General features: G+C 67.0%; 11 protein-coding genes. 2 read left to right on the plus strand and 9 right to left on the minus strand.

Going from position 1 to position 15,785, the window contains the following annotated elements; all coding sequences use genetic code 11:
- Nucleotides 1–139 precede the first annotated feature (139 nt).
- Nucleotides 140–646 (plus strand): DUF1269 domain-containing protein, encoded by a 507-nt coding sequence (locus tag WG898_RS07060; protein ID WP_339602047.1) that lies wholly within the window; start codon nucleotides 140–142, stop codon nucleotides 644–646.
- 45 nt (nucleotides 647–691) lie between these two features.
- On the opposite strand, the gene ileS is transcribed toward WG898_RS07060, so the two are convergent.
- The 7 genes from ileS to WG898_RS07095 form a co-directional block, all read right to left on the minus strand.
- Nucleotides 692–3,529 carry an isoleucine--tRNA ligase gene (ileS, locus tag WG898_RS07065; RefSeq protein WP_339602048.1) on the minus strand — a complete coding sequence of 946 codons (2,838 nt, stop codon included), beginning with the start codon at nucleotides 3,527–3,529 and terminating at the stop codon, nucleotides 692–694.
- Between the two features lie 108 nt (nucleotides 3,530–3,637).
- On the minus strand, nucleotides 3,638–4,672 hold the full coding sequence (locus WG898_RS07070) for a bifunctional riboflavin kinase/FAD synthetase (protein WP_339602049.1): 1,035 nt from the start codon (nucleotides 4,670–4,672) through the stop codon (nucleotides 3,638–3,640).
- Nucleotides 4,673–4,707: 35 nt separating this feature from the next.
- The gene (locus WG898_RS07075; RefSeq protein ID WP_339602050.1) at nucleotides 4,708–6,552 is read right to left on the minus strand and encodes an ATP-binding protein; all 1,845 of its coding nucleotides are present in this window, start codon (nucleotides 6,550–6,552) and stop codon (nucleotides 4,708–4,710) included.
- 172 nt (nucleotides 6,553–6,724) lie between these two features.
- Nucleotides 6,725–7,441: a pseudouridine synthase gene (locus WG898_RS07080; RefSeq protein ID WP_339602259.1), complete on the minus strand. Its 717-nt coding sequence runs from the start codon at nucleotides 7,439–7,441 to the stop codon at nucleotides 6,725–6,727.
- Between the two features lie 2 nt (nucleotides 7,442–7,443).
- Nucleotides 7,444–8,430 carry a P1 family peptidase gene (locus tag WG898_RS07085; RefSeq protein ID WP_339602051.1) on the minus strand — a complete coding sequence of 329 codons (987 nt, stop codon included), beginning with the start codon at nucleotides 8,428–8,430 and terminating at the stop codon, nucleotides 7,444–7,446.
- 24 nt (nucleotides 8,431–8,454) lie between these two features.
- The gene (locus tag WG898_RS07090) at nucleotides 8,455–9,564 is read right to left on the minus strand and encodes an acyl-CoA dehydrogenase family protein (protein WP_339602052.1); all 1,110 of its coding nucleotides are present in this window, start codon (nucleotides 9,562–9,564) and stop codon (nucleotides 8,455–8,457) included.
- 10 nt (nucleotides 9,565–9,574) lie between these two features.
- Nucleotides 9,575–10,753, minus strand: a complete 1,179-nt coding sequence (locus WG898_RS07095) for an acyl-CoA dehydrogenase family protein (RefSeq protein ID WP_339602053.1) — start codon at nucleotides 10,751–10,753, stop codon at nucleotides 9,575–9,577.
- 107 nt (nucleotides 10,754–10,860) lie between these two features.
- On the opposite strand from WG898_RS07095, the gene WG898_RS07100 reads away from it, so the two are divergent.
- A complete protein-coding gene (locus WG898_RS07100; protein ID WP_339602054.1) occupies nucleotides 10,861–11,847 on the plus strand; it encodes an isoaspartyl peptidase/L-asparaginase family protein in 987 nt (328 codons plus the stop codon).
- A 64-nt stretch (nucleotides 11,848–11,911) separates the two neighbouring features.
- Here the strand turns inward: WG898_RS07100 and WG898_RS07105 are convergent, their stop codons facing one another.
- Both WG898_RS07105 and prsT read right to left on the minus strand, forming a co-directional pair.
- Complete coding sequence (locus tag WG898_RS07105; protein ID WP_339602055.1) at nucleotides 11,912–12,868, minus strand: PEP-CTERM sorting domain-containing protein; 957 nt, start codon at nucleotides 12,866–12,868, stop codon at nucleotides 11,912–11,914.
- Nucleotides 12,869–12,993: 125 nt separating this feature from the next.
- The gene (prsT, locus tag WG898_RS07110; RefSeq protein ID WP_339602056.1) at nucleotides 12,994–15,759 is read right to left on the minus strand and encodes an XrtA/PEP-CTERM system TPR-repeat protein PrsT; all 2,766 of its coding nucleotides are present in this window, start codon (nucleotides 15,757–15,759) and stop codon (nucleotides 12,994–12,996) included.
- Nucleotides 15,760–15,785 lie beyond the last annotated feature (26 nt).

Raw genomic sequence — 15,785 nt, forward strand, 5'->3', positions numbered from 1 at the left:
CGGCTTGGGCCGAGGGCGCTACTGTAGCGGAGCAGGCTTGCCGGACTTGAGCTTGGGCAAAGACCGGCGTACAACAGAGGGCGTCCAGGGTTCACAACTCGCGGACCGCTGTCCGCCGCCCAAGGGCAAGGAGTCCATCATGCGTAAACGCATCTACTGGTTGCTGCCAAATCTGGAAAGCGCCACCCGCACCATGAACGAATTGCTCTTGGCTCGCATTGCCGAGCAGCATATTCACTTTGTCGCCAGCGAGGGCGTCGACATGACCGGCCTGCATGCGGCCAATGTGTTGCAGACCTCGGACCTGGTGCAGGCGGCCCAGACGGGGCTGCTGCTGGGCGCAGGTTTGGGCGCCGCCGCCGGCGTTGCGGTCGCCTACAACCTGGGGGCTCATACACCGGCCGGCGTGGTGATCGCGATGGCCGGCCTGGGCGCGGTGCTGGGCACCTGGTCGTCCAGCATGATTGGCAGCTCCACCCCGAGCCGGCGCCTGGAGCGCTTCCAGCCGGCGCTGAAGAATGGGCAGTATCTGCTGATGGTGGACGTGCCGCGCTCGCGCGTTACCGAAATCGAGCAACTGCTGGTGCGCACGCACCCGGAGGCCCACTTCGAAGGGCTGGAGCCCAATGTGCCGGCGTTTCCCTGAACAGAACGAAACAAGGGCGCCGCGGCGCCCTTGCTGTTGCAAAGATCAGGCGATCCGGCGGTTTTCGCCGGCACCATGCAGATTGCTGTCGCAGCGCCCGCAAATGGTGGGGTGGGCAGGATTGGTGCCCACATCTTCGCGGTAATGCCAGCAGCGCTCGCATTTCTGCTGGGCCGAGGGCGTCACGGTGACGCTCAACTCGTCGGCCAGGGCCACCGTCGCGGCCGAGGTGATGAGCACGAACTTCAGGTCATCGCCCAGGCTTTGCAGCAGGGCCAGGTCTTGCGCGTTGACGCCCAGCGCCACTTCGGCCTGCAGCGATGAGCCCACGCCGCCGGCGCTGCGCACATCCTCGATGGCCTTGTTGACCGCCTCGCGGATCTCGCGCACGCGCGCCCACTTGGCCAGCAGGGCGGCATCGGCGCCGTCAAACTTCCAGTAGGTTTCGGTGAAGATGCTGGCGCCGGCATGGCCGCCGTCGAACACCTGCCAGGCTTCCTCGGCGGTGAAGCTGAGGAAGGGCGCCATCCAGCGCAGCATGGCCTGGGTCAGCTGCCACAGCGCGGTCTGGGCCGAGCGGCGCGCCAGGCTCTTGGGCGCGGTGGTGTAGAGGCGGTCCTTCAGCAGGTCGAGGTAGAAGGCGCCGAGGTCTTCGGAGCAATAGACCTGCAGCTTGGCAACCACAGGGTGGAACTCATAGCGCTGGTAATGCGCGAGGATCTCGTCCTGGAAGGCGCTGGCGCGCGCGAGCGCATAACGGTCCACCTCCAGCAACTGGTCCAACGGCAGCGCTTCGGTACGGGCATCGAAGTCCGAGACATTGGCGAGCAGGAAGCGCAAGGTGTTGCGGATGCGGCGGTAGCCGTCCACCACACGGGCCAGGATCTTGTCGTCGCCGGCGATGTCGCCCGAGTAGTCGGAGGCGGCTACCCACAGGCGGATGATCTCTGCACCCAGCTTCTTGCTGGTGTCCTGCGGGTCCACGCCATTGCCCTTGGACTTGCTCATCTTGTGGCCCTTGCTGTCCACCGTGAACCCGTGGGTCAAGAGGCCCTTGTAGGGCGCGCGGCCGTTCAGCGCGCAGCTGATGAGCAGCGAGGAGTGGAACCAGCCGCGGTGCTGGTCATGGCCTTCCAGGTAGAGGTCGGCCTCGGGGCCCTCCTCGTGCGCGGCGCCGGCATGGCTGCCCTTGAGCACATGCTGGAAGGTCGAGCCGGAGTCGAACCAGACGTCCAGGATGTCGCTGCCCTTGCTGTATTGCTCGGCTTCCGTACCCAGCCACTCGGCCGCGTCCAGCTTGGCCCAGGCCTCGACGCCGCCGGCCTCGACCAGCTCGGCGGCGCGCTCGATGAACTCCAGGGTACGGGGGTGCGGCTGGCCGCTGTCCTTGTGCAGGAAGATCGGCAGGGGCACGCCCCAGCTGCGCTGGCGCGAGATGCACCAGTCGGGCCGGCCGGCGATCATGTCGCGCAGGCGCACGCGGCCGTTTTCGGGATAGAAGCTGGTGGCCTCGATGGCGGCCAGGGCGGTTTGGCGCAGGGTCTGCGGCGCCTTGTCGACGGTGAATACACCATCGCCCTCATCCATGCGCACAAACCACTGGGCGGCGGCGCGGTAGATCACCGGGCTCTTGTGGCGCCAGCAATGCGGATAGCTGTGCATCAGCTTGCTATGGGCCAGCAGGCGGCCGGCATTCTGCAGCGCCTCGGCGATCAGCGCATTGGCCTTCCAGATATGCTGGCCGGCGAACAGCGGCAGCTCGGCCGCATAGACGCCATTGCCCTGCACCGGGTTGAGGATGTCCTTGAAGGCCAGGCCATGCGCGACGCAGCTCTGGAAGTCGTCCAGGCCGTAGGCCGGGGCCGAATGCACCACGCCCGTGCCGTCGTCGGCGGTGGCGTAGTCGGCCAGGTAGACCGGGCTCTCGCGGTCGAAGCCTGCATCCACATGGGCGAGCGGATGCTTGAACTTCAGCAGCTCCAGGCGTTTGCCCGGCGTGGTGGCCAGCACCTGGCCTTCGAGCTGCCAGCGCGCCAGGCATTTCTCCACCAGGGCCTCGGCCACCAGATAGATGCCTTGCGGCGTATCCAGCAGGGCATAGCTCAGCTCGGGGTTGAGGTTGAGCGCCTGGTTGGCGGGGATGGTCCAGGGCGTGGTGGTCCAGATCACCGTGTAGGCGGGCTTGGCCAGCGCCGGCAGATCAAAGGCGGCGGCCAGCTTGTCCGGCTCGGCGGCCAGGAAGGCCACGTCCACCGCCGGGCTCTGCTTGTCGGCATATTCGATCTCGAACTCGGCCAGCGAGGAGCCGCAATCGAAGCACCAGTACACCGGCTTGAGGCCACGGTAGACAAAACCGCGCTCGAACAGGCGCTTGAGCACGCGGATCTCGCCGGCCTCGTTCTTGAAGTCCATGGTGCGATAGGGGCGGTCCCAGTCGCCCAGCACGCCCAGGCGCTTGAAGTCGGCGCGCTGCTGGTCGATTTGCTCGGTGGCGTAGGCGCGGCTCTTGGCCTGCACCTCGTCGCGCGGCAGGCCGCGGCCGTAGGTCTTTTCGATCTGGTTTTCGATCGGCAGGCCATGGCAGTCCCAGCCGGGGATGTAGGCGGCGTCATAGCCTTGCAGCTGGCGCGCCTTGACGATCATGTCCTTGAGGATCTTGTTGACCGCATGGCCCATATGGATCTGGCCGTTGGCATAGGGCGGGCCGTCGTGCAGCACGAACTTGGGTGCACCGCAGCGCGCGTCGCGCAGCTTTTTGTAGACGCCTTGCTCCTCCCATGCCTTCACCCAGCCCGGCTCGCGCTTGGGCAGGTCGCCGCGCATCGGGAAGGGGGTGTCGGGCAGATTGAGGGTGGCGCGGTAGTCCGTTTTGGTGTCGGTCATGGCAGGCTTTGCGGGGCAGGCGGTGGGGCTGGGCTGACCCACCGGAGTAGAGAGGCGCGTGCCCGCTTCGATGATCGCGGCACGCGGGCTGAGGGCCGGCTCAGCGCGTCAAATTCGGTCGCGGGTGGTCTGACGCCCGGTCGCAGCATGGGTGGCCGCATGGCTGGCCAGGTAGGCGCGCGCCTGCGTCTCGTCCTGACGGATCGCGGCCGTCAAGGCATCCAGCCCGTCGTAGCGGGCTTCATCGCGCAGTTTGTGCAGGAGTTCCACGCGCACCAGTTTACCGTAGGCGCCCTCGGGGCCCAGTTCCGGCGGCCAGTCGAAGGCATGCACCTCCAGCAGCACGCGCCCGGCCTGCTCGATGGTGGGGCGCACGCCCAGCGAGGCAACTCCGTCCAGCGCGCGCTCTGCCAGGCCATGGGTGCGCACCGCATAGATGCCCATGGCGGCCGGCTTGCTGTGCGGGAAGTGCAGATTGAGGGTGCGAAAACCATCCGCCGCGCCGGCGCTGCTCTCGCCCAGGCTGCGGCCCAGTTTCTGGCCATGCACCACATGGCCGGAGATCGAATACGAGCGGCCCAGCAACTGCGCCGCGGCCTCCATCTGCCCGCTGGCCAGCGCCTCGCGCACCGCCGAGCTGCTGACGCGCAGGCCGTGCACCTCGTAGCTCATCATGCGCGCCACGTCGAAGCCCTGCAGGCGCCCGGCTGCGTCCAGGGTGGCGTAGTCGCCCTGGCGCTTGGCGCCGAAGCGGAAATCGTCGCCCACCAGCACGTAGCGGGCGCCCAGGCCCTGCTCCAGCACGCGCTGGATGAAGTCCTGTGCGCTCAAGGACGCCAGGCGCTCGTCGAAGCGCAGCACCACCACCTGGTCGATGCCGCAGCGCTCCAGCTCGCTGAGCTTGTCGCGCAGGGTGGCGATGCGCGCCGGCGCCAGCTCGGGCTTGCCCAGCCTGGCGGCGAAGAAATCGCGCGGATGCGGCTCGAAGGTGAGCACACAAGAGGGCAGGCCACGGTGCAAGGCCTCGGATTTGAGCAGGGCCAGCATGGCCTGGTGGCCGCGATGGACGCCGTCGAAATTGCCTATCGTCAGCGCACAAGCGCCGGCAATGCCTGGATGATGGAAACCGCGGAAAACCTGCATGGGGCGAGATTATCCGGGCGCCGGCCGTTCAGCCATCAAGCCGGTGCGAATTCCGTCCGCGCCGCGCCCGGTTCGGGCAGGTAGCGCTGCACCAGCGTGGTCAGGTCGTCCATCTCGAAGGGCTTGACCAGGTAGTCGTCCATGCCGCATTCAAGGCAGCGCTGGCGGTCGCTGTTCACCGCGCTGGCCGTGAGGGCCACGATGGGCGTGCGCGTCGCCAGTGCCTCGCGCGCCTCATGCTGGCGCCAGGCCTGGGTGGCCTCGAAGCCGTTCATCCCCGGCATCTGGCAATCCATCAGCACCAGGTCGTAGGCCGTGGCCTGCATGCGTTGCAGGGCTTCGCGGCCGTTCTCGGCCTGGTCCACCGTCAGCCCGCAGCGCTCCAGCATGGTGGACGCCACCAGCAGATTGACGGCGCTGTCGTCCACCAGCAAGACCCGACCCCGCAAGGCCGGCAGGGGCAGGGAGCCGGCGAGCGGCGGCGGCGCCGGCGGCACCGGCGCCATGGGGCCGGCCCGCAGCGGCAGGGTGAACTCGAACACCGAACCCTGGCCGGGCAGGGAGGCGCAGCGCAGGTCGCCGCCCATGGCGCGTGCCAGTTCGCGCGAAATCGTCAGGCCCAGGCCGCTGCCCTCGTGCTGGCGCGGCCGGGTGTTGTCGGCCTGCTCGAAGGGTGCGAACACGCGTTCCATCTGGTCGGCGGGGATGCCGGCCCCGGTATCGCGCACGGCCACATGCAGCAAGGTGCCGGCGCGCATGTCCAGCACGGTGGATACCTCCACCGAGACACTGCCGCGCTCGGTGAACTTGATGGCGTTGCCGATCAGGTTGTGCAGCACCTGCTTGATGCGCGGCGCGTCACCCATGATGAGTCGTGGCAGGCCCGGCGCCAGGCGGCAGTCGAAGGCGAGGCCTTTTTCCTTGGCGGTCTGGGCCAGCAGGCGACAGACGTCGTCCACCGCCTCGGCCAGTTCCAGCGCGTGGGCTTCCACCACCAGCTTGCCAGATTCGATGCGCGCCAGGTCAAGGATGTCGTTCACCAGGGTCAGCAGGTGGCGGCCGGAGCGGCGCACGATGTCGACCTGCTCGCGCTGTTGCGCGTCCAGCTTGGAGCGCTCCAGCAACTGGGTCATGCCCAGGATGCCGTTCAGCGGCGTGCGGATCTCATGGCTCATCACCGCCACGAAGCGACTCTTGCTGGTGCTGGAATGCTCGGCCGATTGCAGGGCTTGCCGCCGCTGCTCGGCGATATGGGCATTCTCGAAACGCAGGCGCAGCAACCCGGCATGGCGCGCCTGGCTGCGGCGCGATTCGAACAGCGAAACGCCCAGGAACAGGCCCAGCCCGAGCAGCGAGAACCAGCCGGCCGGGCTGTTCTGCAGGCCCAGGTACAGGGCCAGTGGCGCGAACAAGATGCCGCAGAACAGCAGATGGGCCCACAGCACACCGCCCAGTGAGAACAAGCCGATCGCGCCAAGGCCAACAATGGTCGACAGCATGATGCCGTCCAGTTCCGGAATGGCCGGCGTGTGAAAGTACCAGCCCATGGCGCCCCAGCTGAGCGCATCCAGGCTTAGCAGGGTCAGATAGCGCTGGCGCCAGGGTTCAATCTGGTCGGGGCCAGGTCTTGCATACCTGAAACTCAGCACATCGCTGCAACGCAGCGCTGCCACCAAGGCGCGGGCGGCAAACCAGCTCAGCAGCAGACCTTGTGGCAGGTGATCCCATAGCAGCAGCAGCGGAACAATGCTGAACAAGACGCCTAAGGAGGTAGGTGCCAGCGTCAGCTCATAGAGCGAGGTCAATTGCTCCAGCTGTACCTGGGCGGCGATTCCGTTGTTGAGCTCTTGCTCTTGGTCCTGCGCGGACTCAGCAGTCATTGTGATGGTTCCCGAACGGCGCGGCCATGGTCTTTGCCAGGCTCCAGCGCGATGCACAGGCGCGCCGCTGCGACGAGCCTGTTACCAGCCGCGATTTCTACACAGGGAATGTGACAGCTTGCCTAGGAACAACCCTGGGCCGTGGTGCTGGCGCCGCGCGGGAAAGCCCTGATCAGGGCGTGATCAGCGCGGGGCTGGCGATCCAGATCCACTCGCCGGGCTTGAGCCCGTCGGGGATGCTGAGGGCACCGAAGCGCGGGCGGTGCAGGGCTTCGACGCGGTTGCCCACGGCCGCGACCATGCGCTTGACCTGGTGGTACTTGCCCTCGACCAGCGTCAGCCGCAGGCCGTGGCTGTCGACGCGTTCGGCTCCCTCGGCGCGCACCTGTTCGGGTTTGTGGTGCGGCTTAGCGTCGGGTTCGCGCAGTTCCACGCCGGCCAGCAGGCGCGCCAGTTGCTCGTCCGTCACCTCATGCTTGCAGCGCGCCTCGTAGACCTTGGGCACATGGTGCTTGGGGCTGGTGAGCTTGTGGATCAGGGCACCGTCGTCGGTGAGCAGCAGCAGGCCCGTGGTGTCCTCGTCGAGCCGGCCCACCGGCTGCACATTGCGCTCGCGCAGCGGGCCAGGCAACAGGCTCATCACGCTGGGGTGATGCTTGGGTTTTTGCGAGCATTCGTAGCCGGCCGGCTTGTTCAGCAGGATCAGGGCCTTGTCGTAGAAGGGCCAGGTCTTGCCGCTGACTTCGAAGCTTAAACCCGCCGTCTCGTACTCGGCCTCGGGGTCGTCGACGACCTCGCCGGCCACCTTGACCTCGCCGTTGTAAATGAGGCCGGCGCACAGCCGCCGGGTGCCGAAGCCTTGCGAGAACAGGATCTGGGACAAACGCATTTTCATGGTGCGATTGTCGCCGAGAGCTCGGCCGCCGAGGGCAGGCCGGGCAGGCCGACCGCATGGCGCACGGCATTCAGCACGGCCTGCGCCGTGACTTCGGCGGCCAGCGTGCCCAGCAGGGTCAGGTCCGCCTCGCGCCCGCTGGCACCGCTGGCGAGGGCGAACATCACGTCGCCATCGCTGGGCGTGTGCACCGGGTTGATGCTGCGCGCCAGGCCGTCATGCGACATCTGGGCCAGCTTGCAGGCCTGCGCCTTGCTGAGCTGGGCGTCGGTGGCCACCACGCCGATGGTGGTGGCGCTGCCGCTCAGCAATTGCGTGGGCGCAAACCCCTGCAGCATGGCCCGCGCGCTGCCGAGCAGGCGGCCTTGGGCATCGCGTGCGCCCGCCAGCAGCTGGCCGGTGGCCGGGTCGATCACATCGCCGACGGCGTTCACCGCCACCAGCGCGGCTACGGTGATGCCGTTCACGCGGACCGCCGCCGTGCCGATGCCCCCCTTCATGGCGCGCTCGGTGCCGAACAGCTTGCCCACGGTGGCGCCCGTGCCGGCGCCGACGCTGCCCTGCAAGGGCGGCGCTGCACGAGCGGCCACGCAAGCGGCATAGCCCGCAGCGGCATCAGGGGCGACGAGCGGATCGCCGAGCCAGAGGTCGAACAACACGGCCGCCGGCACGATGGGCACACAGGCCGGGCCTACCCGCAGGCCATGGCCGCGCTCGGCCAGCCAGCGCATCACGCCGCTGGCGGCGTCGAGGCCGTAAGCGCTGCCGCCGCTGAGCAGAATGGCATGCACCCGGTCCACCGTGTTCTCTGGGCGCAGCAAATCGGTCTCGCGCGTGCCCGGCGCGGCGCCGCGCACGTCCACGCCGGCCACCATGCCCTGTTCGCACAGGATGACGGTGCAACCGGTGGGGCGGCGCTGGTCGGTGAAATGGCCGACCTTGAGGCCGGCCACATCGGTGATGCTTGCGGGTTCAATCGCCATGGGGCGATTGTGCAGTGCCAGGGCTCAAGCAAACACGCCGGCGCTTTCTTGCATGCGCGCGCTGACCTCGCCCAGATGATGCAGGCTGTCGCCCCATTGCATCTCCATCACGGTCAGGCGCTTGAAGTAGTGGCTGGATATGTACTCGTCGGTCACGCCGATGCCGCCATGCAGTTGGGTGCATTGCTGGCCCACATAGCGCGTCGATTGGCACAGCTGCAGCTTGGCCTGCGAAAGCGCGCGCCGACGCGCCTCGGCCGGGTCGCCCAGCTTGAGGCTGGCGAAGTAGCTCATCGAGCGGGCCAGCTCCAGCTGCATCTTCACGTCGGCCATGCGGTGACGCAGGGCCTGGAAGCTGCTGATCGCGACGCCGAACTGGCGGCGCGTGTTGAGGTACTCGGCGGTGATCGCCACCAGCTTGTCCATCGCGCCCACGGCCTCGGCGGCCTGCGCGGCGATGCCGACGTCGGCCGCCAGTTCCAGCACGGCCAGACCCTGCGGCGCGGGCACCAGCAGCGTGGCCGGGGCCTTGTCCAGGCTCAGCTCGGCGGCGGCCGAGCCGTCCTGCAGCACATAGGGTCGCGTGGCCACGCCGGCTGCGCCGCCCTCCACCAGGTAGAGCGCGATGCCGTCAGGGGTACGCGCCGGCACGATGAAGGCATGGGCATGGGTGCCGGCGGGCACCAGGCTCTTGGCGCCTGTCAAGACCTGGCCCTCAGCCAAGGTGGCCACCTGATCGAGGCGGTAGCGCGCGCTGCGCTCCTGGTGCGCCAGCACCACCAAGGCCTCTCCAGTGGCGATGCGCGGCAACCAGGCCGCCTGCACGTCTGCGCTGGCGTGCTGCAGCACCGCGGGTGCGATCAGCGCGCCTTGGGCATAGGGCTCCAGCACGATGCCGCGGCCCAGCTCCTCCATCACCACCATCGCGTCGATCGCGCCAAAACCCATGCCGCCATGGGCCTCGGGCACGGCCAGGCCCATCAGTCCCAGACCGGCCAGACCCTCCCAGTTGGCCTGCGAAAAACCGCCGGCGCGCACGGTGGCGCGGCGCTGCTCGAAACCATAGTCCTTGTCGACGAAACGGCGCACTGCGTCGCGCAGCGACTCCTGGTCTTCGGTGAAATCAAAATCCATGTCCTTCTCCTCAGCCAAGCAGGGTTTGCGCGACGATATTGCGTTGCACTTCGTTCGAGCCGCCGTAGATGGTGGTCTTGCGGTAGTTGAAGTAGTGGCTGGCCAGCGGCGCGCAGTGAGCCGCGCCCACGTAGTCGCCCTGCCAGCCCGCCTCCATGGCTTCGTGGATGAAGGGCAGGGCGTAGGGACCGGCGGCCAGCATCATCAGCTCGGTATAGCGTTGCTGGATCTCGCTGCCGCGGATCTTCAAGAGGCCGGCCACGTCGAGCGACTGTTTGCCACTCTTCTCGGCCGAGAGTACGCGCAGCACCATCATCTCCAGCGCGACGATGTCCACCTCCAGCAGCGCGATCTGGTCGCGGAAGCGGGCGTCCTCATAGATACCCTCCGCCTTGGCGATGCGCTTGAGCCGCTCGAGTTCGCGCTTGGCGCGGTTCACGTCGGCGATATTGGTGCGCTCGTGGGCCAGCAGGTACTTGGCATAGGTCCAGCCCTTGTTCTCCTCACCCACCAGGTTCTCGGCAGGCACCTCGACGTTGTCGAAGAACACCTCGTTCACCTCATGCTCTCCGTCCAGCATGATGATGGGGCGCACGGTCACGCCGGGCGACTTCATGTCGATCAGCAGGAAGGAGATGCCGGCCTGCGGCTTGGCCGCCATGTCGGTGCGCACCAGGCAGAAGATCCAGTCGCCGTACTGGCCCAGCGTGGTCCAGGTCTTCTGGCCGTTGACGATGTATTTATCCCCTTGGCGTTCGGCCTTGCACTTCACCGACGCCAGATCCGAGCCCGAGCCCGGCTCGCTATAGCCCTGGCTCCACCAGACCTCGCCGCTCATGATGCCGGGCAGATGGCGTTCCTGCTGCGCCTGGCTGCCGAAGGCCATGATGACCGGCGCCACCATCACCGGCCCGAAAGGAATCACGCGTGGCGCGCCGGCCAGCGCGCATTCCTCCTCGAACAGATGGCGCTGCACCGCGTTCCAGCCCGGCCCGCCGAACTGTTTGGGCCAGGCCCAGCCATGCCAGCCCTGCTTGCCCAGGATCTTGGCCCAGCGCTGCAAATCGTCCTTGGACAGGCGCAGCGCGTTGTGCACCTTGTGGCTGATGTCGGCGGGCAGGTTTGCGGCCACCCATTGGCGGATCTCGGCCCGGAAGCTTTGTTCCTCGGCGGTGAAGTTCAGGTCCATGCGTGCTAGCTCCTACGCTGATGGTTGCTTTTTAGCACGGTCGTTCGTTTTTTGGCTGTCTCTGCCGAGACAGCCCGAGGGCGTGCAAGGGATGGAAGAATCCTGTCATGAACACTGACAAGCAAATCAGGCCCGTGCTGGCCATCCACGGCGGCGCCGGCACGCTCTTGCGCAGCAAGAGCTCGCCCCAGCAGGAGGCCGAATACATGGGCGCCTTGCAGCGCATTCTGGGCGACGGCCAGGCCCGGCTTGCGGCCGGCGCCGCGGCCATGGAGGTGGTGGTGGAGGCGGTGCGGCAGTTGGAGGAATGCGAGCTCTTCAATGCCGGCAAGGGCGCGGTCTACACCGCCGCCGGCAGCCATGAACTGGACGCCAGCGTGATGGATGGCGCCACGCTGCGGGCGGGCGCGGTGGCGGGCGTCACGCGCACCCGCAACCCGGTGCTGGCGGCGCGCGCGGTGATGCAGCACAGCGAGCACCTGATGTTCATCGGTGCGGCGGCCGATGCCTTTGCCGCGCGCCATGGCCTGGAACAGGTGGCACCCGACTGGTTCGGCACGCCGCTGCGCCTGGAGCAGTTGCGGCGCGCCAAGCAGGCCGAGGCCGGCGTGCTGCTGGATCACGATGGCCAGGCCTTGGCCTTCAAGCAGACCGGTGGTCCCATCGACGAGCAGAGCAAGTTCGGCACCGTGGGCGCGGTGGCGCTGGATGCGCAGGGCCATCTGGCGGCCGCCACCTCCACCGGCGGCATGACCAATAAGCAGCTGGGCCGGGTCGGCGATTCACCCGTCATCGGCGCCGGCTGCTATGCCAACGATGCGACGGTGGCGATCTCGTGTACCGGCACCGGCGAGGCCTTTATGCGCAGCTGCGCGGCCCATGATGTCTCGGCTCTGATGGAATACCTGGGGCTCTCGCTGCAGGAGGCGAGCCGGCGGGTGGTGATGGAAAAGCTGGTGGCCATCGAAGGGCGCGGCGGGCTGATCGCCGTGGCCGCGAACGGCGAGGTCGCGATGCCGTTCAACACCGAGGGCATGTACCGCGGCTACGCCCGGGTGGGCGAGGTGCCTGTGGCGGCGATCTACCGCGAGTGAAGACGAGCAGTACGCAAGAAAAAGCCACCCGCAGGTGGCTTCTTCTTTAGGCAGCGATGAGAGCTCAGGCGCGCTTGCGGCGGCGTGCACCGGCAGCGCCCAGCACGGCCACGAACATCAGGGCCAGCGAACTGGGTTCCGGCGTTTGTTTGGGGGGCGTCGTGCCATTGCCGGCAAAGGCCAACAGCTTGAAGGCGTCGGTGCCACCCTTCCAACTCGAGCCAGTGCCTGCATCATCCGCGCCATTGAACGCCGTGATCAGCCACCAGCTGGATTTGACGTCGTTGACGTTGAGGTCGCCGGTGGTGGTGTTCGAAGCCATGCTGGCGGTGTCGCCAAGCAGCGACCAGCCCTTGCTTTGCAGGGTCTCGGCATTCGCAGCCGTCAGATCGGCGCTTGGCACGCCGCTGCCCGTGTAGTAGTAGACCGACATCCTGGCACTGTTGTAGGTGCCGTAGTCGCCGGTAATCGTGCTGGTGCTGCAGCCGGTACCGCAGGTCTCGCCAACCTTTTTGATCGTCGCGGCATGATCTTTGGCTGACCAGCCCACCGAGATATTGTCCAGCGCGACGCTGGCGTCCTTGCCAGCGGAGCCGAAATGCAGCAGGAAACCGTCCAGCTGCTGCACGTTGTCGGCCGCGTGCGGGCCGGTCTTGTCCGACTCGAAACTGTTCAGGGTGCCGAAGCCATTGCCACCCCAATCGGCAATCGCGGTGCTGGCAAAGTTCTTGCGATCAAGGTTGTAGCTGCTGGCGGTGTTGGAGGCGCCACTGCCCTTGTAGCTCGACAGCTTGGCCGAGAAGGCCGAGATCACCACATCTGACGCGTTGGCGGTGTTCGATGTGCAGGTGTAGGCATTGCCCACGCTGTTGGCATAGACGTTGTTCGGCGCCGAGCCCGTGAACGCGGAGCCCGAGCTGACCGAGCAGTTGCTCTTGTTCCAACTGGCGTTCCATGTGGCGGCGTTGGCCGCACCGCAAGCCATCACCAGCAGCATGGCAGCCAGCGTAGCTTGGCCCAACTTATTCTTTGATACCGACATTTCTTGGTCTCCCACCCGGGGTTTGGGTGCCGGGTCCGGATCCCGTACCCATGCTTTTGCAGTTATGGGGAAGTCTAAGTGAGTGCTCGGTGCTCGCAGGCCCCTCACTTGAGGGTATCGAGCAGACTTTGCGCGGCTTTTGCCTCGGGAGAACCCGGATTTTTCTGCACCGCCGCCAGCAACTCCTGCTTGGCTTCGCTGGATTTGCCCGTCCTGGCGAGCACCGCGCCCAGGTGGTAGCGGATTTCGGCGTTCTCGGGCGCACGCAGGCGAGCATCACGGAGTACCGGCAAGGCGCGTTCAAGCTGGCCCGCGGCCGCCAATGCCCAGGCATAGGTGTCCATCACGACAGGATTACCGGCCTGCAGGCTCAAGGCCTGCTCGGCAATCTTGAGCGCCCCTGGATCCTGGATCTGCAGCAGCACATTGGCCAGGTCATTCAATGCCACCGCATCGCGTGGGCTCACTGACAGCAGGTTTTCGTAGGCGGCACGCGCGGCGCGCAGTTCGCCCAGCGCGACCAGTTGTTCGGCCAGCGCGCGCTGCGCGGCCATGTCCTTGGGGTGGGCCTTGGTCCAGCGCTCGATCAAGGCCAAGCCTTGCTTGAGGCCACCTGGCTGCCCGCTCATGGCTTGGCTGAGGCGCAGCAGCGTGGCCGTGCTGGGCTCGACCTCATGGGCCCGCTGCAAGGCCTCGATCATTGCCGCGGGCTGCTTGCGCGCCTGCGCCAGGTCGGCAAGAAGCGTATAGCCCGCCTCGCGCTTGGGCTGCAGCTGGATGATGCGCTTGATACGGGTCTCGGCCTTGAGCAGGTCGGCCTGCCGCAGGCTTACGCTAGCCTGCATGATCAAGGCCGGCACGAAGTCCGGCGCCAGCGCGAGTGCCTTGTCGGCGGTGTAGGCGGCGCCCGCCGGATCGTCTGCCAGTAGTTGCAGGCCGGCGATGTCCGACAGCGCCGACGCGTCGGCCGGCGCCCTGCGGGCGGCCTGGGTCAGCGTGGCGCGCGCACCGACCTTGTCCGCATTGGCCATCTGCGCCTGGGCATACAGGACCAGAGCGGCACCATTGTCTGCCGCCTTGGCCAGCATGACCTTGGCGGCCGCCAAGGCATCGGTTTCCTTGCCAAGGCGCAGCAGCAAGGTCACGAGGGCCGCATGCGGTCGAATATCCGTGGCGCTGGCTGCATCCACCGCCTTTTGCGCAAATCGCAAGGCCTCGTCGGGTCGCTGGCGCCGTTCGGCCAGGGTGGCCATGGCGAGCAGCGCTTCCAGATTGCGTTCGTCCTGCTTGAGGACCTCGGTCAGGCGCGCGGTCGCCGCATCCATGTCGCCACGCTGCGCCGAAATCCGTGCAAGGCCGATGCGCGGCATGGCGAGGGTACCGTCCAAGGCGAGCGCCTGTTCGAAGCTCTGCTTGGCGCCGTTCACATTGCCCGTTGCGGCCTGCGCCTCACCCTGCAAGGTGAGCAGGCTGGGGTTGTTGGGGTTGGCCTTGACCAGTTCGGCCGCCCGGCTCGCAGCCTTTGCGTACTGTGAGTCGCGCATCAACAGACCCACCAAGGTCACACCCGCGCCGAGTTGGCGGGGGTCCTTCTTCAGCGATGCCTCCAGGGCCTCCCTGGCGTCGCCATAGCGTCCGGCCTTCAGATAGCTCATGCCGAGCATCGAGCGGAAGTCCGCGCGCTCCTTGGTCTTCAGGGCTTCCTGCATCAATGCCGTGGCGCGGGAATGGCGACCTTGCGCGATATTGGCCGAGGCCAGCAGCATCAGGCCTTGGCTGTCGCCCGGCTGCCTGGCCAGATAGGACTCCAGGGTCTCGATGGCGCGCTCGGGTGAACCGTCACCCAGGTAGACCTGTGCCAGCAGCTTGGCTGCAGGGCTCTGCGGCTGCGAGCGATGGAAGGCTTCCAGATAGGGCTTGGCCTTCAGCGGCTCGCCCATGTCGAAATGCGCCAGACCGTTCAGCAGCAGCAGTTGCGGGCGGTAGCGCAGGAAGTTGATCGGCACCGGGTCGACCAGGGCCGTTACCTTGGCGAGTTTGGCGCGGCTGGCTGTCTTGTCGCCAGCGGCGTCGGCCAGCACGGCCTGCAGATAGACCGCTCGCGGTTCGTCCGGCGAGAGGCGCAAGACCTCGGCGAGGTCGGCCGCGGCCTCCTGGTTGCGCTGCAGGTCGACGAGCAGGCCGGCCCGGGCGATGCGCGCTTCCACATGGTTGGCCTGTAAGGCCAGCACGCGGTCATAACTGGCCAAGACCACCTTGGGTGGCAACAGCAGATGCTGCACCGAGGCTTTCTGGTACAGCGCGTCTGCCGAGTTGGGGGCCAGTTGCACGGCGCGTTCGGCCGCAGCCATGGCCTCGGTGAGCTGGTTGGCGCGTATGCGCACCAGCACCTCGGCGATCCAGCTGTCCACCGCGTTGGGATCGGCACTGCGGGCTTCATCAATCAGCGTTTGTGCTCGTTTGATATCACCCATGTCGGTGCGCGCCGCGGCGTGCTGCAGGGCCAGCAATCTGCGCACATCGGGCGGAAGGCCCGCCAGCTCCAGACGTTGTTGTTCAAACACCTCCGCCTGCCGGCCCTGCATGATCAGCGCCCTCGCGAGCGGCACCACGACCTCGGCCCGATTGACTCCCAGCAGCAGCGCTTCCGACAGGGCAACTTCGGCGGCCGCAGGTTGGCTGTCTTCCAGCAACACCTTGCCCAGCAAGACCTGTACCGGCAGCAATTTCTTATCTTCCTGAGCCGCGTTCTTGAGCTGCACGATCGCCCCGGCCAGATCCTTGCGCTCGTAGCGGGCCAGCGCGTCTTCGTAGTACTTGGATGCCTTGGCCTTGTCGGCCCAGGCCGCGACGGTCAAGGTGGTCGCCAAGGCAATTGCCGCGAATCGCAGCAGGC

Source organism: Paucibacter soli (assembly GCF_037482845.1).
GTDB classification, from domain to species: Bacteria; Pseudomonadota; Gammaproteobacteria; order Burkholderiales; family Burkholderiaceae_C; genus Paucibacter_B; species Paucibacter_B soli.